This is a genomic window from Pseudoalteromonas sp. 20-MNA-CIBAN-0454, assembly GCF_040308685.1.
Classification (GTDB): Bacteria; Pseudomonadota; Gammaproteobacteria; order Enterobacterales; family Alteromonadaceae; genus Pseudoalteromonas; species Pseudoalteromonas nigrifaciens.
In genome coordinates, this window is the sequence record NZ_JBEOOB010000001.1 from 140,094 (window position 1) to 165,535 (window position 25,442).

General features: G+C 39.1%; 20 protein-coding genes. 4 read left to right on the top strand and 16 right to left on the bottom strand.

Going from position 1 to position 25,442, the window contains the following annotated elements:
• Positions 1 to 13 precede the first annotated feature (13 nt).
• The 9 genes from AAEZ22_RS00685 to pyrC form a co-directional block, all read right to left on the bottom strand.
• Positions 14 to 1,057: a hypothetical protein gene (locus AAEZ22_RS00685; protein WP_089368027.1), complete on the bottom strand. Its 1,044-nt coding sequence runs from the start codon at positions 1,055 to 1,057 to the stop codon at positions 14 to 16.
• 62 nt (positions 1,058 to 1,119) lie between these two features.
• On the bottom strand, positions 1,120 to 2,379 hold the full coding sequence (locus AAEZ22_RS00690) for a tetratricopeptide repeat protein (RefSeq protein ID WP_011327876.1): 1,260 nt from the start codon (positions 2,377 to 2,379) through the stop codon (positions 1,120 to 1,122).
• An 11-nt stretch (positions 2,380 to 2,390) separates the two neighbouring features.
• Positions 2,391 to 3,008, bottom strand: coding sequence for an energy transducer TonB (locus AAEZ22_RS00695; RefSeq protein ID WP_011327875.1), 618 nt, complete (start codon positions 3,006 to 3,008; stop codon positions 2,391 to 2,393).
• Entirely contained in the window at positions 3,008 to 3,412 is a 405-nt protein-coding gene (locus AAEZ22_RS00700) for an ExbD/TolR family protein (protein WP_007583867.1), read from the bottom strand. Before AAEZ22_RS00700 ends, AAEZ22_RS00695 begins: the two co-directional genes overlap by 1 nt.
• Before the next feature lie 14 nt (positions 3,413 to 3,426).
• Complete coding sequence (locus AAEZ22_RS00705) at positions 3,427 to 3,951, bottom strand: MotA/TolQ/ExbB proton channel family protein (protein WP_011327873.1); 525 nt, start codon at positions 3,949 to 3,951, stop codon at positions 3,427 to 3,429.
• Complete coding sequence (locus AAEZ22_RS00710; protein WP_011327872.1) at positions 3,951 to 5,315, bottom strand: MotA/TolQ/ExbB proton channel family protein; 1,365 nt, start codon at positions 5,313 to 5,315, stop codon at positions 3,951 to 3,953. The genes AAEZ22_RS00705 and AAEZ22_RS00710 overlap by 1 nt, the downstream gene beginning before the upstream one ends.
• A 6-nt stretch (positions 5,316 to 5,321) precedes the next feature.
• Entirely contained in the window at positions 5,322 to 6,092 is a 771-nt protein-coding gene (locus AAEZ22_RS00715; RefSeq protein ID WP_011327871.1) for a DUF3450 domain-containing protein, read from the bottom strand.
• A 1,489-nt stretch (positions 6,093 to 7,581) separates the two neighbouring features.
• The gene (locus tag AAEZ22_RS00720; protein WP_002961702.1) at positions 7,582 to 7,785 is read right to left on the bottom strand and encodes a cold-shock protein; all 204 of its coding nucleotides are present in this window, start codon (positions 7,783 to 7,785) and stop codon (positions 7,582 to 7,584) included.
• Positions 7,786 to 8,275: 490 nt separating this feature from the next.
• Positions 8,276 to 9,328, bottom strand: coding sequence for a dihydroorotase (pyrC, locus tag AAEZ22_RS00725; protein WP_352295762.1), 1,053 nt, complete (start codon positions 9,326 to 9,328; stop codon positions 8,276 to 8,278).
• A 206-nt stretch (positions 9,329 to 9,534) separates the two neighbouring features.
• Here pyrC and AAEZ22_RS00730 point away from each other — a divergent pair, with 206 nt between their 5' ends.
• The 3 genes from AAEZ22_RS00730 (at position 9,535) to AAEZ22_RS00740 (ending at position 14,257) form a co-directional block, all read left to right on the top strand.
• Positions 9,535 to 11,904: an EAL domain-containing protein gene (locus tag AAEZ22_RS00730; protein ID WP_352295765.1), complete on the top strand. Its 2,370-nt coding sequence runs from the start codon at positions 9,535 to 9,537 to the stop codon at positions 11,902 to 11,904.
• Positions 11,905 to 12,551: 647 nt separating this feature from the next.
• Positions 12,552 to 13,439, top strand: a complete 888-nt coding sequence (locus AAEZ22_RS00735; RefSeq protein ID WP_011327866.1) for a LysR family transcriptional regulator — start codon at positions 12,552 to 12,554, stop codon at positions 13,437 to 13,439.
• A 53-nt stretch (positions 13,440 to 13,492) separates the two neighbouring features.
• On the top strand, positions 13,493 to 14,257 hold the full coding sequence (locus AAEZ22_RS00740) for a YdcF family protein (protein ID WP_352295767.1): 765 nt from the start codon (positions 13,493 to 13,495) through the stop codon (positions 14,255 to 14,257).
• Positions 14,258 to 14,580: 323 nt separating this feature from the next.
• On the opposite strand, the gene AAEZ22_RS00745 is transcribed toward AAEZ22_RS00740, so the two are convergent.
• From AAEZ22_RS00745 to AAEZ22_RS00760, 4 genes are all read right to left on the bottom strand, one after another.
• Complete coding sequence (locus AAEZ22_RS00745) at positions 14,581 to 14,982, bottom strand: MFS transporter (RefSeq protein ID WP_352295770.1); 402 nt, start codon at positions 14,980 to 14,982, stop codon at positions 14,581 to 14,583.
• Positions 14,983 to 14,987: 5 nt separating this feature from the next.
• Entirely contained in the window at positions 14,988 to 15,761 is a 774-nt protein-coding gene (locus AAEZ22_RS00750; protein ID WP_352295773.1) for an MFS transporter, read from the bottom strand.
• Between the two features lie 527 nt (positions 15,762 to 16,288).
• The gene (locus AAEZ22_RS00755) at positions 16,289 to 16,621 is read right to left on the bottom strand and encodes a YnfA family protein (RefSeq protein WP_309217017.1); all 333 of its coding nucleotides are present in this window, start codon (positions 16,619 to 16,621) and stop codon (positions 16,289 to 16,291) included.
• A 369-nt stretch (positions 16,622 to 16,990) separates the two neighbouring features.
• A complete protein-coding gene (locus AAEZ22_RS00760; RefSeq protein ID WP_352295776.1) occupies positions 16,991 to 17,743 on the bottom strand; it encodes a Nif3-like dinuclear metal center hexameric protein in 753 nt (250 codons plus the stop codon).
• A gap of 150 nt (positions 17,744 to 17,893) precedes the next feature.
• Here AAEZ22_RS00760 and AAEZ22_RS00765 point away from each other — a divergent pair, with 150 nt between their 5' ends.
• A complete protein-coding gene (locus tag AAEZ22_RS00765; protein WP_011327857.1) occupies positions 17,894 to 18,235 on the top strand; it encodes a hypothetical protein in 342 nt (113 codons plus the stop codon).
• A gap of 129 nt (positions 18,236 to 18,364) precedes the next feature.
• Here the strand turns inward: AAEZ22_RS00765 and AAEZ22_RS00770 are convergent, their stop codons facing one another.
• The 3 genes from AAEZ22_RS00770 to AAEZ22_RS00780 all read right to left on the bottom strand — a co-directional run bounded on the left by AAEZ22_RS00770 (position 18,365) and on the right by AAEZ22_RS00780 (position 25,367).
• Positions 18,365 to 21,547, bottom strand: coding sequence for an amidohydrolase family protein (locus AAEZ22_RS00770; RefSeq protein ID WP_352295779.1), 3,183 nt, complete (start codon positions 21,545 to 21,547; stop codon positions 18,365 to 18,367).
• Positions 21,548 to 21,646: 99 nt separating this feature from the next.
• A complete protein-coding gene (locus tag AAEZ22_RS00775) occupies positions 21,647 to 22,471 on the bottom strand; it encodes a M90 family metallopeptidase (protein WP_352295782.1) in 825 nt (274 codons plus the stop codon).
• 58 nt (positions 22,472 to 22,529) lie between these two features.
• Positions 22,530 to 25,367 carry a two-component regulator propeller domain-containing protein gene (locus AAEZ22_RS00780; protein WP_502935258.1) on the bottom strand — a complete coding sequence of 946 codons (2,838 nt, stop codon included), beginning with the start codon at positions 25,365 to 25,367 and terminating at the stop codon, positions 22,530 to 22,532.
• Between the last annotated feature and the right edge of the window lie 75 nt (positions 25,368 to 25,442).

A 25,442-nucleotide genomic window follows, 5' to 3' on the forward strand; every position in this document is an offset into this window, starting at 1 on the left:
GTCGCTGGAGCAGTTAAAGTAATTGCTGAGCAAAGCTAAATGCCTGCCCAGGGTAAAGCACTATATTTTTAACTAATCTTGTTGCATCTATTTCGCTAATGTTTAAACGCTTTATTAAGTTAACCTTTGCCTGTGGCAAGGTCCACGCATGAATATGCAATCCAACATCAGTTTCCATCATTGCTAACATTAGCGTTTTTTGCTGCGCTAAAAGTGATTTGTTTTCAGCTATAGCGGGTAAGTTTCTAAACCCCGACAACCAATCTAAACCTGGTACCTCTTTATCCCCATTAGTAAATTGCACCAAAAATGACTGTGGATAAATTTGGCTAACCTCCTGATTGGCTGGTTGTGTACTTTCCTCTTTTAACTGCTCATTTATAATAGTAAGCCACTCTAGCGGAGAGTGCACTGTACCACTAAAATAGTTTAGCTTACTTTGATACCACTCACTGCCATTAGCTAAACCATATAGCCCGACACTTCCTCTGGGGCTATATTGCACTAAATAATCTTTTAAAATATTAAGTTGAGCTAATAAGCTATTGGGTATGTTTTTATCGCTTAGTGCACTAAGCACATAATTTTTTATTAAATTGTGTTCAATTTTATTCAACTTTAAATTGCTTAATTGCGCACTTTCTAGTTGTCGCTGCACAAATTCAAGCCAATTACTTATATTTTGATAGTCACTCTCTGAACTTGCTAAGTTAAGTAAATTAACTAAAACATTTGTATGTGCTGGCCAGGCAAAGTAACGTTCAGGAAAACGCTCTGCAATAACAAGATAGTTAACCTGCTCAGTTTGCTGCTTGGTTAGTTGCATTTGCATTAAGCTTTGATAAATAGCGTGGCGTTTTTTTAAATACGCATCTGTAAAAGGCAATTGCTCACTACGCAGCCCTGTGTGTTTACTATTTTTTGGCTGATATAAAGCTAAGTTAAGCGATTTTAATGCGTGCTGCGCTTCATCAAACGATGTGTACTGCTGTGGTTGCTTAGAGCAAGAGGCCAAAAATAGACAAAGTAAAAATGAAAAAATAAGCGTTTTGTTCATGTTCATCCCAATAAAAAAAGCCCCAATGGGGCTTTTTAAAAATTGCTAATATACATTAAAAATTAAATTTTAACACCGTTGCGAGCGGCTTTATCTTTAATATATGTAGCCCAACCTTTTGCAAACTTACGCGTGCGAGGGTCATCCATAGCTTTAGTAATTGCAGCATGTGCTTGCTTATACTTAGCTTGGTAGTAGTACGCTTCAGCTAAATCTGAATAAATAGTGCCCTTTTTATCAGAGCCTAACTCTAGTGCTTTGTTCAAACGAACAACTGCAGCGCTAAAGTTTTCAGATTGTAAAAGTAACGAACCGGCTTTGCGATAAAGCTCAGCATCGTTATCAAATTTTGCAGCTTCTTCGTAATACTTAGCGGCTTTTTCAATATCTTTTGAACGATGGTAGTTACTAGCAATTGCACTGATATTTTGCTTAGTGCGTTGTACTTTTTCTTCTTTAACACCTTTTTCAAGCGTTAATGCTGCTTTATAAGGTATTTCGTTTAAAGAATAAAAGTTAGCTAGTACTTTGTATTCAACTTCGTTCTCAAAGTAACCGTTTTTGTATGCAACTTCCATAGTTGCTAGGCCTTTTTTGTAGTCTTCAGTTTGTAAGTAATACTTACCTAAGCCTACCCAAGATTTTTTATCATCTGGCCATACACGAACGATTTCTTCTGCAACTTGAACCATATTTTGATACTGCTTTTGTTCAAAATATGAAGCTAGCTTAAGTTGATAAGGAGCTTTTGTTGGCTCTTTTTCAAGCTTAATCGCTTTATCTGCAGGTTCTATAACATCCTTAAACTGTTTAAGTTCGTAACTTGCTTGCGCAATACGAGTATAAACTTTCGGATCTTCTTCACCTGTAAAGTCCATCCAATCAGCGTAGGCTTTTTTTGCAGCACTATATTGCTCAGTACCTGCATACATATCACCTAAGGTTTTTAAACCCTGTGCTTGATCGGCAAAGTTTAATACATCTGGTGCAATCGCTGCTTTCATATACTTAATGGCTGTTTTGTATTGCTCTTTTTGAGCATACATACTACCTAAGTAACGATTTACAGTTGCTTTGTCAAAATCGTTAGACGGATCTAACTCTTTAAGTAAAGCAAGTGCACCATCAACATCATCTTCATTATACAAGTCAAACGCTTTAATTACCTTTTTACCAGTACGCTCGCCCATGATTTTAGTTTTTGCTTTTTTACGCTCTTCAATTTTTGCGTAATTTGGCGCCGCTAAAACAGGTGCAGTCAAAGCTGCACCCGACACAGACATAAGAATTGCAAGAGCAGTTACTTTAGATAAATTTCTCATTACTCGCCTCCTTAGTTGCCTTGGTTAAGTTTAAAGTCTAATTGAACTTGTAAACCAACTTGTCTTTGTGGTTTACCGTCAATAATTTTAGGACGGTACTTCCACTTGCGCAATGCACGTTTAGCTTCACGGTCAAAGACACGTTTCGGGTCAGCGTCAATTACATCAACGTCAACCACGCCACCTAACTCATCGATAGTGAACGAAAGTTGAACCCAACCTTCTCTACCATCACGTGCTGCTTGCGTTGGATATTTTGGTTCAATTCGAACGATAGGTGTCGCATCACCATCTCGTCCAAATGCACCCGGACCACTTAGTCCACCTGCCGTGCTTCCCACATCGATGCTTGGCATATTAAATGACAATCCACCAGGATTAGGGTTGTTATTTTCCGGCTGTGGCGGCTGCGGTTTAGGCGGCTGCTTAGGCGGTGGAGGAGGAGGAGGCGGAACACGCCTTCTTTCCTGCACCTTAGATTCAGGCGGATTCGTCATTATTTCGACTATGATCTGCTCTTTTTGTTCAGTATTACGGTCAGCCCCACCAGAGATGAGGAATGCCATGAAGTAGAACAAGCCGAAAGTAACTGCCCCACCTGCAATCAGTGAAAACAGAAAACGAATCATTACTGATCTCCAGCGATTGAAATTCTTAGGTTATCACCCGTCGCTTTAATCTGGTCCATCACTTTAACTACCGTGCCGTGCTTAGCTTCTTTATCAGCTTGTATAATCACAACTTCGGTAGGTTGCTCTGCTAATAAACTTTCAATTTTTGCTGAAATACGTTCAACATCAATTTGTTGTTTATCAACCCAGATTTCGCCGTTACTACGTATAGCAATAAAAATGTTAGCATTTTTTTGCTTAGTAGCTTGGGCAGCTTTTGGTTTATTGACCTCGATACCAGCCTCTTTAACGAACGATGTAGTTACGATAAAGAAAATAAGCATGATAAATACGATGTCAAGCATCGGCGTCATATCGACCGCTGCTTCTTCTTCTTCACGAAAACGTTGTTTACGTGCCATATTTAATTCTCTCTCTAGTGATGAGGCATGTTATCTACAAGTTTGGCTTTCACCATTTTAGCTTTTGTCTCAAGACGTGAGCTAAAAAACACTCCAGATAGTGCCGCAACCATTCCAGCCATTGTTGGGATTGTTGCCATTGAAATACCTGAGGCCATTAATCGTGCATTACCAGTACCTTGACTAGCCATGGTTTCGAAAACCGAAATCATACCCGTAACAGTACCTAACAAACCTATTAAAGGACAAACAGCTACTAATGTTTTAATCAACAACATACGCTGATCTAATTTTTCAGACGCTTCAGAAATCCATGCTTCACGGATTCTGTGTGCGTACCAAGACGTAGTGTCTTGGCGGGCATCCCACTTTGCAATAATTTCTTGCGATAAACGCGGAAACTCTGCAAGTAAGAACCAATAGCGCTCAATCATTAAAACCCACATCAGAAAGAGTGCTATCGCGACCACGTATAAAACCTGGCCGCCTGTGCCAACAAAATCCCTGATAGATTCCCATATCTCCATCAGGACTAGCATTAGGCTTTCTCCTTCTCCGCGTGAGTCGCAACGATACCTGCGCTTTGCTCATCTAGGATGTGTAATACCGACTTACTACGACCAGCTACAAGTGCGTGAAGTAGAATTAGTGGTAGTGCAGCAATTAGACCTAGCGCTGTAGTTACAAGTGCTAGAGAGATATTACCAGCCATGATCTTCGGATCGCCCGTACCGAACAATGTGATTGTTTGGAACGTTAATATCATACCGATTACTGTACCTAGTAGACCAAGTAATGGTGCGATTGCAGCAAGGATCTTGATAATGTTGATACCAGCTTCGATGCGTGGCGTTTCACGAAGAATCGCTTCATCAAGTTTAAGCTCAAGGTTTTCAACATCTTGATTCTTGTTGTCATGGTACACTTTAAGAATACGACCCAATGGGTTATTTGTATTCGGTGTAGCAACATTTTTAAGTTGGCTCTTAATTTTGCTTGTAGTAAGCGTAAGGTCAACAAAACGAATTAGAGTAATTAACATACCTAAAGCTAACAACGCAGTAATTATGTAACCTACTACGCCACCTTGATGGAAGTATTCCATAAGTGTTGCTTTTTGAGTGTTAATACGCAAAATCGCGCCACGTGTTGGATCCACATATACACCAGCATAGTTGTCAGGTGATGTTTTTTCAAGGTCTGCAATACCGTCTAAAATGTAGCTATCAGGCTGCTTACCAAGTGGTTGAATCGACTTTGTTTCTGGTGAATAAATTAAGTAACCGTCATCTGTAACTAAGTTAAAGTTACCAATACGTGTTACTTTTTTCATTGACGGGTTACCGTCAAGACCAGCAACTTCAGTTTCAAAAGTAGAAACTTTAGCAGACTCTGTCATTTCAGTTTGAAGTGAAATCCAAAGCTCTTCTAACTCACGAACTGTAGGAAGCTCTTTAGCCGCAGCTAATGAACGTAATACTTCAGCACGACCTGGCTTTTCAGCACTTACTAATGACGCTTCGATAGAACCGATAGCATCTTGAGCTGCACGACGTACAACACCAAACATTTCACCAAGTGTACCTTGAGCATTTTGTAGTGCTTGCTCTTTCTCAGCTAGCGTGTTTTCGTTTTGTGCATACTCTTTAGTTAAACGATCGCCACGTGACTTTTCAGCAACTAATTGGCTTTTCGCTTTATTAAGTAATGATTGCTTGTCAGCACGTTCTGATAAGAACTCTTGCTCACGTTGCTTATTGATTTTACCTTCAGAGATACGCTCTTGCTTTACTTGCTCAAGAATTTTATCTAATGCATTCGTATTTGCGTGTGCATTAAGCGCGGTACCTGCAGAAACAGTTAGTACTGCTGCAACAGCAAAACCTTTAAATAGTTTCTTCATTATTGATTACTCCGCGCCAAAAATTGGTAGTTTAACAAGTTCTAGTGTCGCTTGCTTACGTGCCATACGGATCACTTCTTTAACAGGTTTTAGGTATTCTTCACCTAATTCTTTCCACTGTTTAGTGTTGTTATCCCAAACCCAAGCATGTTTTAAGTCAAAAGACTGCGCAACATAAGTAATACGACCTAAACGACCGATATCAACGTTAATGCTACGGCCATCAACATCAAGCGTACCTTGTGAAGCATTTACAGCTGAGCTGTATGATGTTTCTACTGTGTAAGCTTCAAGTACTTGACGGAATTTCTCAGACGTTGTTACAGAAGAAGAAGACATGATTTCACGTAATCTTTCAACACGACCTAAGCGCGTTTCAAGATTAAATGGAACGTCCGCTTTGATGAATTGCTCAAGCGTATCGATCATGCGATACATCAGAGGCACAACGTTTTGTTTAGTGTTATCAATAGTTGCTATTTGACGGTCAAACGATTCAATAGACGCGTTTTGGTCATCAACCAAACGTGCTACGTGATCGTTGTACACTTTCATAAGTTCAGTCTCATCAACGATGCTACGGTACTCAGCTATTAGCTCTTGAGTTTGACCATATACATTGTCAATTTTAGTTTGAGACTTAACTGCAGCCTTTTGAATTTGCTGACCTGCTTGTTGCACGTCATTCAAAGGATCTGCAATCACATTGCTGCTTGCAAATGCAAATGCGCCAACCAACGCAGTTGCTACAAGACTCTTTCTGATTTTAACAGACATAGTTCCCAACCAATTAAGTAATGTTACTTTTATAATTTAATTATCAACCTACAAGAGGAAGACAACCCTGATATCTTTTAATAGATATCAACCTTTCAATAATGCTAAATGCAGTAAGTCATGTCAACTTGATGTTTAGCATTACCTATAAATAAATATGCATATGAACTAGTTATTTAATATACCAACCCGATAATATTAACATTATTGCAACCACTTTACCGCAAATACTTTCATGAAACCCTTTTGTAATAACAACATTCATAATTAACAACTTAAAAATAAACATTATTATAACATTTGACGTTAACTATTTAGAGACTAAAAAAAAAATATAAATAACCTTCTATTATTTTATCTTTAACAACTTTTGAGCGTTTTATAGACGAAAACCCATTTGTACCATAGATAATCTACAACCCACTTCATAATAACTATTGTGTATTACATTATAAAAAACTAATCATAAAGGTAGAATTCAAACAATAAATATGGCTTATCCATTTTTTAAAATGCAAAAATAATATAAATCATTACCACCCTATTAGCACAATGTTTATATTCAGTGTTTGCTACTAAAACGGTATCTGTAAGCTTATTTTAGGGTAGTTGATAATTACTACAGACCTTAAGGCAATAATATTAATATACTTAATTAAAAGAGTTGTTTAATGATGAGCTGGTTTCTTGCTCTTAATGAAGGTTTTATATTTTGCTGTTATGAATTATTACTTCGCCACCACTTCTTCCTTATTACGTACGTGTAGTGACTAAAAATAATTTTTAACGCAGCTAATGAGCTTTTAATTCAATAGCCTAATTATTTTTTATTAATTTAAAATGATGTGAATTGATTTAACACTGCATTAAAGCTAAGCCTAAGGAGTGCTTACCCCTTAAACTATGGGCTGATAATCTATCATACCCTGTTGTCACTGTCGCGCCTTAGTACGCTTGCAGCACGTATATACGCATCTTACATGCGTTCAGAAGTTACTTTTAATAACCTTAATGATCTTGTAGCAAACTTCTTAAAGCTGGTTTAAATTCAGTGGGAGTTAAATAGCAAGGGGATTTAAATTAATAGCTGCCCTTTATAAGCTACTTTCAACACAGCGTATAAACTATTTAATAAGCTAGAATGGCCATATTTTAAATTGGGTTAGTATTAGTAATAAACTTTATACCCCATGATTAGCTGTGTTTGTGGTTTTTTAAACGACAAATAGCAAATAGCAAATAGCAAATAGCAAATACAAAAAGGGTGATTTTATTTATTGAGTGATGGTGTTTTTATTAATACGAATTATTAAAATAATATATGACTGCATAGTGTTTAAACTGGTAAGTGATAATTAAAATATTTTGAGGTAATTATTTTAAGGTAATTATTTTGATTTTATTTGAGGGAGTGTGGATTATTTAAAAAGAAAATTATGGTGAAACAGTAGCCTGTTTCACCACGTTGAACGAAGGTTCACATAATAAATTATGCTGCTTCTACGTTCTCAGCTTCAGGGCCTTTTTGACCTTGCTTGATGCTGAATGTCACTGCTTGACCTTCGCTAAGAGTGCGAAAACCAGAACCAGTGATTGCGCTGAAATGTACAAACACGTCAGGACCATTTTCTTGTTCAATGAAACCAAAGCCTTTAGCTTCGTTGAAAAACTTTACTTTACCAGTAACCGACATACTAAATTTTCCTGTAAGTCAATAATTAAAATTCAGCCATATTATTATGGCAATATCCTCCTTGAATCAATGCTCAAAAATATGGAGGTACAGTACAGGAAGAAGTAATAACCAAACCGGTAACCTTAAACGCAGCACAACATCCGTAAATTCATTAGGCAAAAACTCAAAGCAAGTTAAGATTAGCACATTAAATTTTATTTCGCTCTATTAATTAGAAAATATTTATCAATAATGCGTTGTTTCTGATTTTTTTTCTTAAATGGTTAATTTAAAAGCAAATAAATATAAATTTTATCCAGTAATTATCACCTTTCTGGCAATACTATTAAACGCTTTAATATTTCCCGTAGTAACCCAACCATAAATCTAAAGCACTTTTTAAATTACTGACTTATTCTACCTAAGCTTTATACCCCGCTAAAAAAATGAAAAAGCCGCTTAGCTTAGCTAAACGGCTTTAAAATTTTAGGTCCTTTAGGCAACCAAGCTACTTAACTTGCCAGTCAATTGTATCTTCTGCCTTTATAGGTACTACTTGTGAGTCGCCAAGCGTATAACTTGCAGGCACTTGCCACGGGCTTCTTTCTAAAGTAATGGTGTCTTTATTGCGTGCAAGGCCATAAAAGTCTGGGCCAAAAAAGCTTGCAAAGCCTTCTAGCTTGTCTAGTTTACCGGCACCTTCAAATGCCTCTGCGTATAACTCAATTGCAGCATGTGCGGTATAAGCTCCTGCACAACCACACGCAGCTTCTTTTTTATCTTTATAATGAGGCGCAGAGTCTGTACCTAAAAAGAATTTTTTATTACCACTTACTGCAGCAGCCATTAAAGCCTGTTGGTGAATATTACGTTTTAAAATAGGTAAGCAGTAATAATGAGGGCGAATGCCCCCTGCTAGCATATGGTTGCGGTTATAAAGTAAATGATGAGCAGTGATTGTTGCTGCAACATTATCCGGCGCATTAATTACAAACTCTACCGCATCTTTGGTTGTAATATGCTCAAGTACTATTTTTAGCTCAGGAAAGTCAGCTACTACGTCACCTAAAATCGTTTCGATAAATATTTTTTCACGGTCAAAAATATCTATAGACGAATCTGTCACCTCACCGTGTATTAACAGCAGCATGCCTACATCTTGCATTGCAGCTAAAACAGGGGAAATATTTTTAATTGAGGTAACACCTGAATCTGAGTTTGTTGTAGCACCTGCCGGATATAGTTTTGCTGCAACTATTTTGCCGGTAGCTTTCGCTTTTTTTATTTCATCTGGGGTTGTTTTATCTGTAAGGTATAGCACCATTAAAGGCTCAAAATTGCCTTGTGGACCTGCAGCCATTATACGTTCCCTGTAAGCTAATGCCGTATCTGTGCAGGTTGCTGGCGGCATTAAGTTAGGCATAATAATTGCGCGGCCCATATAACGGCTAATATCACGAACCGTGTCTTTTAATTGATCGCCATCACGTAAGTGTACATGCCAATCATCTGGTCTGGTAATAGTGAGTGTTGCTGCAGAGTCTGTATTTTTAACGGTCATGAGTTGGTCCCTAAGCTAAATTTATCCGATCATAGGCATAGGACGTTTTCGAGTAAAGATCTTATTATAAATAATCAACCTGCGTAGCGCTGCAATTAAACTTTACAGTTAGCATAAAGCAATTATCATTTTGTTTTGTAGGAAAGTTAATACCATGTTAAATTAGTGCCCGTATTTATACTTAACTAAGAACCACATTATTTGCTATGCCTAACAAAGTAGATACCACTACAGCGCTCGAAGTTAAAACCGATCAGCTGAGTATAATTAATCAGTTCTCCTCAAGCTTACTGCAATTAGATACGCTTGATGAGCTATTTGAATATGTAACTACCCAAGTAATTAATAGGCTTGGCTTTGTTGATTGTGTTATTTATCTTGCTGATACTGCCAATTTAACGCTTATTCAAGCCGCTTCTATGGGCGTTGCCAGTGAGCGCAAAGAATATCAAGCACAGCGAAAAGTGATCCGCTTTGATGAAGGTATCACAGGCCATGTAGCAACCACAGCTAAAGCAATCATGATTGGCGATGTAACCAAAGATAGCCGCTATATTGCTGATGAGCGCCCTGCTCAATCTGAAATATGTGTCCCGCTTATATACAAGGATCATGTTTTAGGGGTTATAGATTGTGAGCACCCAATTAAAAATTACTTTACTAACTCGCACCTCGAAATACTCACCACGGTTGCTCATTTATTAAGTGCCAAAATAAACCAAGTTAATACGGTAAACAGCTTACAAACAACGGTTTTACAATTAAATAATGCCCAAAAGTTAGAAAATAGCCTGCTGCAAATTGCAAACTTAACTTATAAAGCTAAAAATTTAGACGTTTTTTTTGAATCACTGCATTTAATTATTGATAGTTTACTGCCTGCTGATAACTTTTTTATAGCGCTATACGATAAACAAATTGACGTGTTAGATATTGTTTATATTGTTGAAGAAGGTATTAAAACCAACAGCCATCAAAAAATTTCAAAAGAGCAATTAAAAGACACTGCCTCGTATTACTTACTAGTTACAGAGCAATCTTTACTGCTCACTAATAGTGAGTTTTTACACCATGTAGAACAACAACATTTTAAAATGGTGGGTAGGCGAGCAGAATCTTGGTTGGGTGTCCCATTTAGGGTAAACGATCGCCATAGCGGCGTTATAGTAGTGCAAAGTTACGATAAAGCGTTACATTACAGCCAACACGATAATGCGCTGCTAACCTATGTTAGCCGGCAAATAAGTATGGCGATTGACCGCCAATTAGCTCGCCAAGAATTAGAGCACCGCGCCCTGCACGATGATCTTACTGGCCTAGCTAATCGCTCATTACTTATTGAGCGAATTAAGCATGCTATTTTACGCCTTGCAAGAGTAAAAAAAGGCACTAGTCACGCGTTACTCTATTTAGATTTTGATCGATTTAAAAGTATTAATGACTCACTTGGTCATGAAGTTGGTGATCACTTTTTAATAAAAATATGCCAATTAATTAAAGGCACAGTGCGCAATACCGACACATTTTCACGCTTAGGCGGGGATGAGTTTGCTATTTTTATGGAAAACATCACTCACCGCAATCAGGTAACAGATGCACTCAAACGCATACAACTTGCTCTTTCAAAGCCAATTAATATTGACGGACACCTATTACAAGCATCTACAAGTATTGGCGTAGCATTTAGTGATAACGAAAACGACAAAGCCTATATTTTATTGCAACAAGCTGATGCAGCTATGTACGAAGCTAAATCGACAGGACGCGGACAAGTTAAACTATTTAATAATATTATGCGCAAAAAGCTTAAAACTCATGCCGATATTGAAAACGATTTACAACACGGTATAGAGCACAATGAGTTTGAGCTGTATTTTCAGCCTATATTTACCATTACGACATGTGAAGTGATTGGTTTTGAAGCACTTGTTCGTTGGCATCATCCCAGCAAAGGGTTTGTACCGCCAAATGACTTTATCCCAATTGCTGAAAAAACCGGGCAAATAATTAATTTAGACTTACATTTATTAGATTTAGCCGCACAACAAATTAGCACCTGGCATCAACAAGGACACAGATTTTTAAAAGTCACTGTTAATGTCTCGTCTCGTCACTTTGCTAGTTTAGATTTTGTGGCACAAATTCACGCTATTTATAATAAATATCAGCTCCCACTGGGGTCTTTGTGTTTAGAAATTACAGAGTCGGGATTAATCGAAAATTTAGACTTAGCTACGCAAATAATTGAAGGCTTATCGCCATTAAAAGTAAAGCTTTGCCTTGATGACTTTGGCACAGGTTACTCAGCGCTTGGTTACTTACATCAGCTACCTATTCATATTTTAAAAATAGATAAGAGCTTTATTGATCACTTACATGACTCTGCCAACCCACTCGTTGATGCTATTTTGTCGCTAGCAATATCACTTAATCTTGCAGTGGTTGCTGAGGGGATTGAAACTGCTGAACAGCTCGCTATTTTACAAACTACGCAGTGCAATTACGGGCAAGGCTATTTAAAATCAAAACCGGTAACAGCCCAAGAAGCTATTTTACTAATCGACGCCCCACTATAATAAAAAAGCCAGCTAATTATTGCTGGCTTAATTTTGCGATTATATTTATATAAGTAATATACGTAAGCTACATTTTTATGGTGTAGCTCTAACCTTTAACTCTTCACGCAGCTCCTTGCTTGCTTTAACCATGTTGGTAAGTGCTTGGCGGGTTTATTCCCATGCTCTGGTTTTTAAACCACAACCTGGATTTACCCGCAAACGCGCAACTGGTGCTTTAGCTGCTTTGTGAAGAAGTGCTTTTATCTATGCAATATCAGGCAGATTAGCTGTATTAGTACTCTATACACTTAGCCAATGTCATTCGAGTAATCAACTTTTCAAACCTTTGTAATAAATCCATGTTCGCCCAAAATATTTTTAGTAATTACACCAAAACCCAACCTAGCTGTTTAGATAGTTAAAATCACCTTGTGTTGTGGTATTACACAATTGATAAACCTCAAATCACAACATGAGCTAAACTCATGCAAAATTCATAAAACCTACTTCAAAATGACTTTCATGATTAAAAAACTTAATGTTAAGCATAGAAACTGCTAATAAAACACAATTAACAGCCTTCTAGACGTTGAAACGTTTTTTGTAAAAGCGTAATATGTGCTTACTCTGAGTTAAACTCACCTTTTTCATGAGAATTTTTAAAGATGATTGGTCTTAAACACTTAAAAACCATTGCTACCTTAAAAGAAACGGGATCTTTGGTTAATACCGCACGTGAGTTATTTTTAACGCAATCGGCTTTATCACATCAAATCAAAGATTTAGAAAACAAATTAGACTGCCAATTGTTCGAGAGAAAAACCCAACCAGTACGATTTACCCCCCAAGGTATGCTATTACTTGAATTAGCCCACGAAATATTACCAAAAGTAGAAGCAACCAAGTGCCGCTTAAAAGAAAGTTTAAACCAGCCCATTTCACAAATGCGCTTAAGTGTTGAATGCCATGCGTGCTTTCATTGGTTACTGCCAACAATTAAAGAATTTAATAATTTTTGGCCAGATATAAAAATTGATTACGAACGCGGTTTTAGCTACGACGCCATCCCTGATTTATTAAGTGATGAACTAGACCTAGTGCTCACCTCAGATATACGCGAACCCGACCAGCTAGAATACGCCCATTTATTCGACTTTAAATTAAAGCTCATTGTTGCCCCCGACCATGATCTTGCTAAAAAAGCCTATGTAACGGCACTTGATTTAAAAAACGAAACTATTATTTCCTACCCTATTCCGCGTGAACGCCAAGATATTTTTAAACACTTTATTCAAAATGCCCGTTTTGATGGCACACTTAAAACAGTTGACCAGGGGTTACTTATTTTTCAACTCGTTAGTGCGGGTATGGGCGTGGCTGCATTACCCGACTGGCTGGTTACACCTTACGAAAGCCAAGGATTAATTAAGTCAATTCCGCTAGGAGCATTAGGATTAACTCGCCCTATGTATTTAGCGATGAAAAAAGAAATGAAAGACAACCCTGTTTATCGTCACTTTTTAAATACCTGTAAGTTAAATAACGGTCGATAAACACCTTACACATGAGTAATATAAAGCTAACTTAGCTTTTTATATTACTCATTATGTTTGCCATTAAAAAATTACTGGGTGGTTTATTAATGCCACTGCCTTTATTGGGTCTATTTGCACTTATTATGCTGCTTTTGGCATTTAGAGGTAAAAGGCCTGCTTTGCTTTTATCTTTTATAAGCTTAGCGACGCTGCTTTTACTCAGCACACCGCTGGTTGCTAACCTAATTATAAAAAATAACGAGCCAGCCGCACTGGCATTTAACTCATTAAAACAGCCAAAAATTGATAAAATAGTCGTACTCGGTTGCGACATTAACCCCAACACGGCTTTAAGTGCTAATAACCAACTTGGCAACTGCGCACTTACTCGTTTAGTCGAAGGCATAAAGCTAGCCAAACTCTACCCAAATGCACAACTTATTGTATCGGGCGGCGGATACCAAAAAGTTACTAATAGTAGCTTAATGTACAAAACAGCAATAAGTTTAGGTATTAATAAAAATCGCTTAGTGCAAAACCCAGCTGCTATGGATACCGCAGCCGAAGCAAAGTTATTAGCCCCCATATTAGTTGACTATAAAGTGGCATTGGTTACTTCTGTTTTACATATGCCGCGTGCAAAAGACTTATTTACCGCCCAAGGCGTTGAGGTAATAACAGCGGCAACTGACTATCATAACTTTGCTGTATTGCCTTGGCACAAACAACTCGTACCAAATGCCCAAGCTTTGCATGTAGTAACACAATACAGCCATGAAGTAGTGGGTAAAGCGTGGATCAGCATGCGCCGCTGGATAGACCCAGAAGTACTTTAACGTAAGTGCAGCGCAGTTATTACATAAAGTGTATCAAACCGGATTACTTAAATAGGTGTCCGGTTTTGTTAATTTATAACACTTTTGCCAATAACGTGTGTCGTACATTTTGCCAATGCGCCACATAACATCCCACAAAGTTACACGTGTTAGTGCACTTACCAAAGACAGCTTTGATTACTTTGTTAAGCAACAAGCAGTGACTTTCCATCGCGCTTAGAGTCAAATTAAAAATGCCAAAGCAGGTAAATAGGGCTCTCAATCTAGGCCCTTTTACTGCACAAACAAGTTATAACCGTCATTTTCGGCACCTATAAGTTTTTCTAAAACGCCTTACTTAAAGTCTTTTTCGCAAAAAATGCGATGATAATACCCGGAATAGATAAAACAACGGCGAAGTATACCAAACTCATCGGGGAGTAATTCCCCAGTAGCAGCCCAGCAACAGAAGATGCGATAATAACGGATAAATTAAATACCGATGACTGAACTGAAGTAGCAACATCTTTGGCATTTTTTACCTGCCTGCTAACAGCTGCTTGCATTAAAGTGACTAATGGACCAAACGAAAGACCCCATATAAAAAAAGCAAAATGCCCTACGCCCTTAACTTTGCCAAATATGAGTAACGTGAGCATAGCAATAATAAGTAATGCAAACATGGTGATTGTTAATAGCCGCAGGTATTTATCGATAAGTTTTATAGCTAAAAAAACAGAAATCATCGAACCTACACCAAAAAAAGTAAAGCACTTTCAATCCCACCCGCTAAACCAATTTCCTCAACCAGGCTTGTAATGTACACATAAGCACCATAATGTGCGGTTACACCAAGCAAGGTAAGCACAAGAATAACTAGTACAGCTGGATTTGTTAATACCGCAAAAGGTGAGGAGCTTTTGGTCAACTTTTCACCGGGCGCTGAAGGCAAAGCAAAAAAGCTAATAACTGCAATAGCAATAATAACCAGCCCAAAGCCAGTAAACTCACTTCGCCAACCATATTCATTGCCAATAGTGGTCATTATGGGCATACCAATACTAATTCCCAGCGTGGTGCCTGCCATAATAACCGCAATAGCCTTACCATGATGTTCCTCATCTACCAGTCGCATACCGTAGGCTGCAATCATTGGCCACATCACACCTGCACAAATGCCTCCGATAATCCTAAGAAAAATAATAACGTTATAATTATCAATCAGCCCAACCACAATGTTTGAAACAGCAAAGCCACTCAATAAAAGCAGTAGCAAGTGCTTACGATTAAATTGCATGGTCATTGAAATGAGCGGAATTGCAAATATCGCTGACGCAATGGCGTAGTAACCCACTAAATTACCTGTTTGCATTTCACTAATATTAAGATCGGCCATCATTAAAGGCAGGATACCTGAGGGCATCAACTCCGACAGTATTCCTACAAAGGTCACTGACGACATTAAGATCATAATCAGCCAAGGGAAAAAGCTCGCGTTTTTTTGAGAAATATTTTCAGTGCTCATAGTTTTTATCGGTTCTTACATTTTTTAAATTTATTGGCTTGGATGTGGCCAGATTAAGTGTGTGGTGAAAATAGCTGTTGAGTTGCAGTAAAGCCAATTGTTACTCTATAAACACTACAGTCGCTTACTCTTCAACTCGTGGTTGTTAATTAAACAACCCCATTTGCTTTCATTATCTCATAGTCTCGCCAGAAATCGTTGGTCTGTAAAATAGCAAAACACACCCAGACTTGGTAACTAACAGCTTGTGCCTGCTCGTTTGCTATCCATGAGCCAAAAGTAAATTCGTGTCATTAGCATTTAAAAAACAAACCTAAACTCAGCATTTCCTGCCGCCTAAATTAGTATTTCCGAGGAGTATAAGTTGAAGTTTCTTAGTATAAAACTCGATAGCACCGTCTTAGTTTTCAATGATTAGAGCTACATTTTTAATGTGCGGTTGAACTGATTTAGACCTGATAATTTACGAATATATGCAGTTTTTTTAACTACGCTGTAATTACAAACCCACCACCTCAGATACTGTGTTATACGCTACGTGGAGCAAACATAATGATAGCCATACCCACAAGTGCTACACCTGAACCCACCAGATCCCATGTAGTTGGACGAATACCATCAACAATCCACAACCACAAAATAGCCATGAAAATATACACGCCACCATAAGCGGCATACACCCTACCCGCAGCGGCTGGGTGTAACGACAATAACCAAGCAAATATAGCTAGGCTAAGGGCTGCAGGAACCAGTAACCAAACCGATTTCCCCTCGCGCAACCAAAGGTATGGTAAGTAACAGCCTATTATTTCTGCCAAAGCAGTAATTAAAAAAAGACCAAATATTTTTATTTCGCTCAAAAGTGACTCCTCTCATTACTTATATTCGAGGCTCTGAAGCTTCTAGTTATAAAAAAGCCTTCAAACACTAAGCCCTAAAACGCGATAGCTGCTTAAATATAAAATAGTTTTTAATATTAATAGCTTAATTTTAAACTGTTACTTTGCATGTAGTAAAAACTCCACAGCCGCAACGTTCACTAACACATGTATTAATATGGTTTTTGCGTTATTTACCAAAACCATGGCAGCTAATGATGAGCCTCATCTCTTTATAAATAATTTCTCAATGCATTAGCCATTAGCTAATTAATCACCTAGCTGCTACCTAACTTTATATAGCAGCTAGGTAGCTAATGATGATTCTATATGTATTACATTTTCAACTATTTATACTGGGTTATCTATGTCAATAAATGTGACGTCAAAACCATGCTCTTGAGCGAGCAGCTCGCCTAATGCTTTAATGCCGTAGCGTTCTGTGGCGTGGTGCCCTGCGGCAAAAAAGTCAATATTCTGCTCGCGCGAGCTATGAATAGTTTGCTCCGACGCTTCGCCAGTTAAGTAGGCGTCAAGGCCTTGCTCTGCAGCTAGGTCAATGTAACCTTGCCCGCCACCGGTGCATAACCCAATTGTCTCTATTTTATCGGTTCGTACTAAACTGCTCAGTGGTGATCTGTTTAACACTTGAGCTATTTTATTGGCAAACTCTTCACCCGTTAACGGTGTTTTTAAACGCCCTTTCATTGCTACGCTGTTTGCAACAGGCTCTAAACCCGCTTCAATTTCAATATCTAGCAACAGTGCTAATTGTGCGTTATTACCAAGTACCGGATGTATATCGAGCGGTAAATGATAAGCAAATAAGTTAATGTCATTTGCTAATAACGCACCAATGCGGCGTTTTTTCATACCTGTAATTGGTTGCGATTCGCCTTTCCAAAAATAACCATGGTGCACTAATATTGCATCAGCATTTTTTTCTATTGCAGCATCAATCAGTGCTTGGCTTGCAGTAACACCAGTAATTATGGTTTTAATTTCATTTTTGCCTTCAACTTGTAGGCCATTTGGGCAGAAATCATTAATTGTGTGGGGTTTTAAAATGTCATTTAACAGCTGGTTAAATTCTCGACGTTGCATACAAGTTACCTTACTTAACACTGAATTTTGTGCAAATTTTGGCTGTTTATGGGCTAAAATGGAAGGAAAATCGCAAAAAATTGAAAAACACTTTTAAAATAGGTATAAATAGGACTTCTTTATCTGTGTTAACAACGTATAGGGTCTCTAATGAGCAAACTAGACAAAACAGCAGTGTTATCTGCCTTTGAATCAGCGTATGAAGCTGCCAACGGTAAAAAACCTGAAATCACTACAAAACCAGGCTGGTACAGCATCGATGGCGGCAAAAACTTACGCCTAGCTGATGTAGCAGAGTTAACTAAAAAGTTAACTTCTGGCAAAACTGCTAAAACGAAAAAAACTAAAGTGGCTGCACCTGCTAAAGCACAGAAAAAAGCACCATTTACTGTTGTTACCGAAAATGAAGACGGTTACACAGCTGAAGAGTTTTGGATTGTAGAATTAGCGCGTAAAGAGCACGACTGTCGTTTACCGCGCGGTGTTGTTTAACAACCTAATTTGATTTTAAAATAAACCGCGTTAAGCGGTTTTTTTATGCCTATAAAAAAGCGGCTAACTTAAAACTAAGTTAGCCGCTTTTAAATGTGTTATGGGTTATTTAAACTCTAACTTTAAATGCTATTTGTTGTTTTCAAAATAAAGTGGTTTACGCTGCTTTTTACCCACTTCAACCATAGTTGCGGCATTAAATAAGCGGCCGTTGATCATGGTGTAGTCAATTTTGTCTGAGTCGCGGATATTACTTAGCGGGTCGCCATCAATTACCATTAAATCAGCAAGTTTACCTACTTCAAGCGATCCGACGTTTTTATCTAGCCCTAAGTACTTAGCAGGATCAAGTGTTGAGGCCCTAATTGCTTCAAGTGGGGTCATACCACCTTGGGCAAACATCCACATTTCCCAGTGCGCACCTAAACCTTCACGTTGGCCATGCGCACCTAAGTTAACTAGCACACCTAAGTCTTGCAGCTCAGCAGCTACGCGGGCATTGTTAAAGTGGTTATAGTGATGCTCAGGTGCTTTAACGCGGCGCATTGAGCGTGGTAGTAATTGGTTTTTAGGTACAAATTTACTTAACCGTGGGTGATTCCACACATCCGTTTTATCGTACCAGTAATTTTCGCCCCAAATACCGCCATAGGCTACAACAAGCGTTGGTGTATAACCTACATCACTTTGTGACCACAGCTGTTTTATATCGTCGTAAATATGCTCTATCGGAATTGAATGCTCAATGCCTGTATGCCCATCTACTATCATACTTAAGTTATGCTGTAGTAATGAACCACCTTCAGGCACTACCATCATTTGCAGTTCACGCCCTGCTCCTATTACTTGCTGGCGCTGCTCGCGACGCGGTTGGTTGTACGATTTAACACTAAACGCGCCAACCTTTTTTAAACGCTCTAAATGAAATTTAGCATCATCTAACGAGTCAATATGCGAGGTATACCCTGGCATATTGGCGCCATATAAAATCGAACCGGTAGAGAATATACGCGGGCCAACTATCATGCCTGCTTTTTGCATTTCGCTGGCGGTGAATATTTCAGAGGTGTCGTTTGATGGATCGTGAATTGTGGTTACACCTAATGCAAGCCCTGCAAAGTTTTTCCAGTTTTGTTGTGGAATAATTTCATCACTTGCTTGCGAGCCATGCGCATGAGCATCGACTATCCCAGGCATAATCGTTTTGCCTGTTACATCAACTACTTTAGCGCCTTTAGGAATACTTATATCAGCGGCTGTGCCAATGGCTTTGATATGCTTGCCATCGGTGATTATCACGCCATTCTCAATCACTTTTTCGCCATCCATAGTAATAATTTTAGCGCCAGTTAGGGCTATCATGCCCTTTGGCTCAGCCATTTTTTTACTAAAGCTAATGTTATCGCCACTTTTTACTTTAAAGTCTTTATCGTCAGCTTTGTTAATAGCAAACATACCCTCAAGGCTGGCATGATAAAGCTCAGGACCTAAGGTCCAATACAACTTATTGCTGTTAGCGCTCCAGCTAATATTTTCTCCCGCACGAACAGATAACTGCTCAATAGGAAATTGGTTGTCTGTGGGGCTAATATTAAGCGTTTTACCGCTTTCTACAAACGGTGTTACAAATACTTTAAAGCGCTCCGCAAACGCAAGGTATTGGCCATCTGGCGATACTCTAAATTCGGTGGCATGCTCAGATTCGTAAAGCTTACGCACTTTTTTAGTATCAAGCTCTACTACACTCAGCGTTGGTTTTGGCCACGGGCTCATGATGTACACTCGATCGTTAGCTGCGCCAAACTGTGGCTGATAGCCATTTTTTGAAATTAACTCACTTTTGCCGCCTTTAGTACTTACGCTGTAAACTCCTGGGTTTAGTGACCACTTAGGGTTTAAAATACTGCCACCGGTGGCTTTGCGATAAACCACTGTTTTACCGTCTGGGCTAAAGGTAGGCTCAACGTACTTACCCGGTTGCTCAGTTATGGTGTCACCACGGCCACTGCTCGCAGAAACCACACGTACTTGGCCTTGCTCGTTATCGTCCCATGTGGTGTAAACTATTTTTTTGCCATCACGCGAGTACTGCGCAAATAACTCATAATGATCGGTTTGTTTGGTTAAGCGTTTAATTTTACCTGATTCTAAATCACGTTTATAAATGTGTCCTAACGCTTCAAAAATAGCCGTTTCACCATCTGGGCTAATTTGTACGTTACGCAGCATTTTTACATCAAATTCATCTGTATCGAGGTTTTGTGTAAAACGCACTGCTTTTTGAATTTTTTTAGTGGTTTGTACTTTAAAAGCAATGGTTTCTACCGATTTATCGCTAACATCGAGTTTATGTATTGTGCCACCAGCCCAAAATACCAGTTGTTGATTATCTGGCGTCCAAGCAATCGTGGGGTAAACACCATGAATAGCCCAGGTTTCTTGCATATCGCGTTCTAACTTATCGTACAGTTTAGTGTGCTCACCGCTAGTTAAGTCGTATAAGTACAGGCTAGTTTGAAAGTCGTCACGCTTTATATAAGCAAGCTTTTTACCATCGGGTGAGGGGGTTGGTCTAATCGCGCCCCCCATGCCACTAATCACCGTTTCAATTTCGCCGGTTTCACGGTCGTAACGTTTTATTTTATAAATTCCCGCCACCGAGTCTTTTGAATAGTGAAAGGTTTTACCTGGTGTTGCATCATGTGAAAAGTACACATAACGACCATCGGGCGAAAACATTGGTTCACCCAAATCTTTTTGATCGTCAGCTCGCTTAGTAAGCTGTACTCCTTTGCCACCCGCTTTATGATAAAGCCATACTTCGCCTGCCCCTAATGAGCGACTTGCGGTAAAGTGTTTACGGGCAACTAGGTAGTCGCCATCAGGACTCCATGCAGGGCTGTTTAATAAGCGAAAGGTTTCGTCGGTTACTGCACTTTGGTTTTCGCCGTTTAAATCCATAATCCAAATATTATCGCCGCCACCTTGATCTGAGGTAAAAGCAATGTGTTTACCATTTGGGCTAAAGCGCGGTTGCATTTGCCATGCAATATCTGAGGTAAGTTGTGTGGCACTGCCACCACTTATTGGCATAGTATAAATATCGCCAAGTAAATCAAACACCAGTGTTTTACCATCAGGGCTAATATCTAGGTTCATCCATGTGCCTTGATCAACACTAATGGTGGCATCTACAAATTGCCCTTTAGGTGAATCTACTTGCCATTTTGGCTCATCGTCTTGTTGGGCTTGTGCGTTGCCTAGTGCCAATGACACAGATAAAGCTAGCACCGTTTGCAGCATTTTTTTCATGCAATTCTCACTTATTATTGTTGCTCTATGTAACTCTCTTACATGATTGCAACAAAAACGTCGACAAGTTGCCAGCGTTATAAGATGAAATGCCGTAAATTAATGCCAGACTATAGGGTCAAATTGATAATAGTCCACCAGCAAGCGATAAATTTCAGGGTCATATCGGCGCAGTTCTGCCGGCTTCTCTAAAAAGGTTTCGGTGATCACCGCAAAAAACTCAGCCTCATTAGTCGCACCATAACTATGAATAACATGCTCCATACTATAAGCAACATGACTTTTTAACTGGTTAAAGGCACGACTAAATACACGCCCCCATTCTTTATACTCGGCTGCTGTTTTAAGTAACGGCGTACCGGTTGTTTTGCCGGTTTCTTGATCTAGCTGATGCGCGAATTCATGAAACACTAAATTATGGCCATCACTGGGTAATCTATTCCCCTCTAGTACATCGTGCCAACTAAGTACTAGTGTACCGCCTGGCCACGACTCTCCAAGCCTAACTGCATTATGATAGCTAACTAAGCCAGCACTATCACGCGTTGACTGCGGTGCATAATAAGCACTTGGGTATAGGAGTATTTCTTTTACGTTTTTATACAAAGGCCAAGGCTTATTGAGCACTAGCAGGCAGGCATCTGCAGCAACTATTAACTTCATTGCGCCAGTTAGTTTTAAGCCATCGCACCCCACAAAGCGTTTTTCGCTTAAAAACCACATAATATGGCGCTCTAACTTTGCTCTATCGGCATCGGTCATTTTTTTATAAATAGGCATACAACGCAGTAAAATATCTTTTTGCTGCGAATTAAGCTCAAGAGTTTTATATTTACGTTGCCATAATCTATTTTGAATAGCTGGCCAACGCCAAAAAATAACCACAAAAATAATTAAGATAACAATTAACAATCCATTTATCATGCTGATGCCTTCGCTCAATGTATACTCTCTATATGTGTGCGACTGAGGCACTTTTCAATTACATGATTTCGGTACGATTACGGCCACCGTTTTTTGCTTTGTATAATGCCTGATCGGCTCCCGATAACAGTCGGTCGTAATCGTCTATATTATTGGAGTCAGAAACACCAAAACTTACGGTTACTTGATGCAACCCTTCTGCAATTACTGAAAAATCGTTACTTGCAATATCCTCCCGTAATAGTTCACACATGAGCTTTGCTTCTGCTGCTGTTTTGTTAGGAAATACTAAGGTAAATTCCTCCCCGCCCCAGCGAGCTACTTGTTGCTCTCCTTCACAGCGCGATTTAAGCATTTTGGCTATTTCACAAATAACTTTATCACCAACAATGTGTGACCAGCCATCGTTCACTCGCTTAAAGTGATCTATATCCATGATAGCAATAGCTAATATTTTATTTTCCTGCTTATAAGTGGCAAAATTTGCTGCTAACCAACTATCGAAAGCGCGCCGGTTAGGCATGTCAGTAAGTTGATCGTGAGTGGCTTGATAAGCAAAAGCATTGGCCTGTTCTTGAAGGTCCTGTGTTTGCTTTTCTACTCGTTTAGTTAGCTCTGCCTCTACTTTTTTATAATGATATAAGCGGTATTTATAAATAGCATATATAGTGACCAAAAAAGTAAAAAACAGTGTTAATTTAAAGCTCAGTTTTTGCCAATAATGCGCCTGAATTATAAAGCTAATTTTTTGCTCATTTTGCTGCCATTGAGTATTTGGATACCCGGCGCGCACCTTAAACGTATACTTACCTGCAGGTAAGTTGGTGTATTCTGCACCTGTCATGTGCTGGCGGTTTACCCACTCTTTATTAAAACCTTCTAACTGTGTTTGAAAACTTAAACGCTGCGGCATAATAAAACTCAAACCCGCATACTGAAAAGATAATCTTGAAACATTAGGCGGCAATAATACTGTTTCACCATCTAATGGGAGCGCTGTTGCTCTGCCGTTAACGCTAAAGCTCTCAATCATAGTAGGCAAATCTACTTTGCTTGATGCTTGCAATAACTCAGGTTTTAGCGCGCTTACTCCTTTTGCAGTAGCAAACCAAATGGTGCCATTTTTATGCACTGTTGCTGATGGGGTCGAGCCGCCATTAACTTGTGCACTGAGCATGCCATCGCCCTCGTCATAAAGTTGAAATACGAGTGGAATATTTATATTTTTTTGTTTTTCATCAAGAACATGATTAACGTGCTGGCGATCAACCTGAATAACCCCGCGGTTACTCGATAACCAAAATGAATCTTTATGAGCCACAATTTGAAATAACTTATCGACTGGCAGCCCTTGCTCCCGCCCTAAAATAGCCATTTTGCCCGCACTGTGCTCATAGCGCATTAATCCACGATCTGTCGTCATCCATGTGTAGTCGTCATCGAAATAAAAACCAAATCCATACTCGGCAGCAAATTGCGCTGGAAAGCTTATAGCACTAAATTGCTCAGTTAGTATATTAAACACCACAACCCCATTGCCGGTGCCAATCCAAACATTGCCTTTGTTATCTTCACTGAGTGCTAAAATAAAACCGCTAGGCAGCTCTTTTTCATTGGTAAATTGCACTAATGAGCCATCTTTTTCAACTCGCGTTAACCCCATAGCAGAGCCGATCCATAATCGCTGTTTAGAGTCGAGTAATAGCCCTCTTACTTCGTTACTCCCAAGGCCATTACTACGATTTAAATAAGGCGTTATTTTATTATTACTGACCTTTAATACACCCGATGTATAAGTGCCTATCCATACATCGCCATCCTCGCCCTCCAGTAAACTCAATACCGAATAGGGAGAACCTTCTTTAGCACCTTCTATTTGAGTTACATTATTATTTTTAATTTTGTTAAGGCCGGCACTACTCCCTACCCATAAGCTACCATCGGAGTGCGATAATACCGTTCGCACGTAATCCCCAGCTAAACCCCGCTTAGTAGTCCAGGCGGTAAATGGCGCCTCCCTTAATCTAAACAGCCCGGCATTAGTGCCCACCCAAATACTGTTTTCTCTATCTTGTAATAAAGACAATATTCTATTAGCAGGGAGTCCGCCTTTCGCATCTAATTGCTCAAGCCCAGCCACACTGAGTCGAAAAATACCTTTATTAATAGTGCCAAACCATAAATCACCGTGGTTATCTTCTAATAAACTAGAAATAGACTCGACACTGAGCTGTGGATGGATGGCAGTAAATACTGCGTCTTTGAGAATATAAGCGCCGCGCTCACTGCCAATAATTAATTTCCCTTGGCGAGTAAGTAGTAGAGTATAAACTGCTGCATTGGGTAGCCCGTCATCGGCTGTTATTAAGCTTGCTTGCTGATCAACAATTTTATATAAACCATCGCTAGTAGCAGCCCAAATAACGCCATTGGCATCTTCAAGCACACGATAAGCGCTAACATTATGAACAATGGCCTGATCGTGTTTACTATTAGCCCCGCGGTAAAATACGCCATCGTTTTCTAATGCCAGCCAAAACCCGTCATCGTTACTTTTAATTATGTGATTAACCATAGCTGAGGCACTCGGCTGAGTATTCCACTGTCTATATTGATATAAGCTGATACCACCTCTTGCACCGGCTATTAATAAGCCGCCGTCATCGGTAGGAGTAAGTGCACGAAGCCCTGAGTCGGGAATATTATTTATTTCAGCGCGAGTAAATAGTTTAAATTCTTGGCCATTAAAGCGCGCTAAACCCTCCCATGTTGCTATCCATAAATAACCGTCTTGAGTTTGCGCTAAGCTATTAATACTATTGTGAGGCAGGCCTGAGCGGGTATTCCATGTTTCAAAAAAATAATCACTTAAAGGTAAACGAGTTTGTGACTGCACCTGACACGTGAACATGACGAAAAATACACATAAAATCCCTAAATGCTTCATCACTGCGACCTTTATAATTATTAT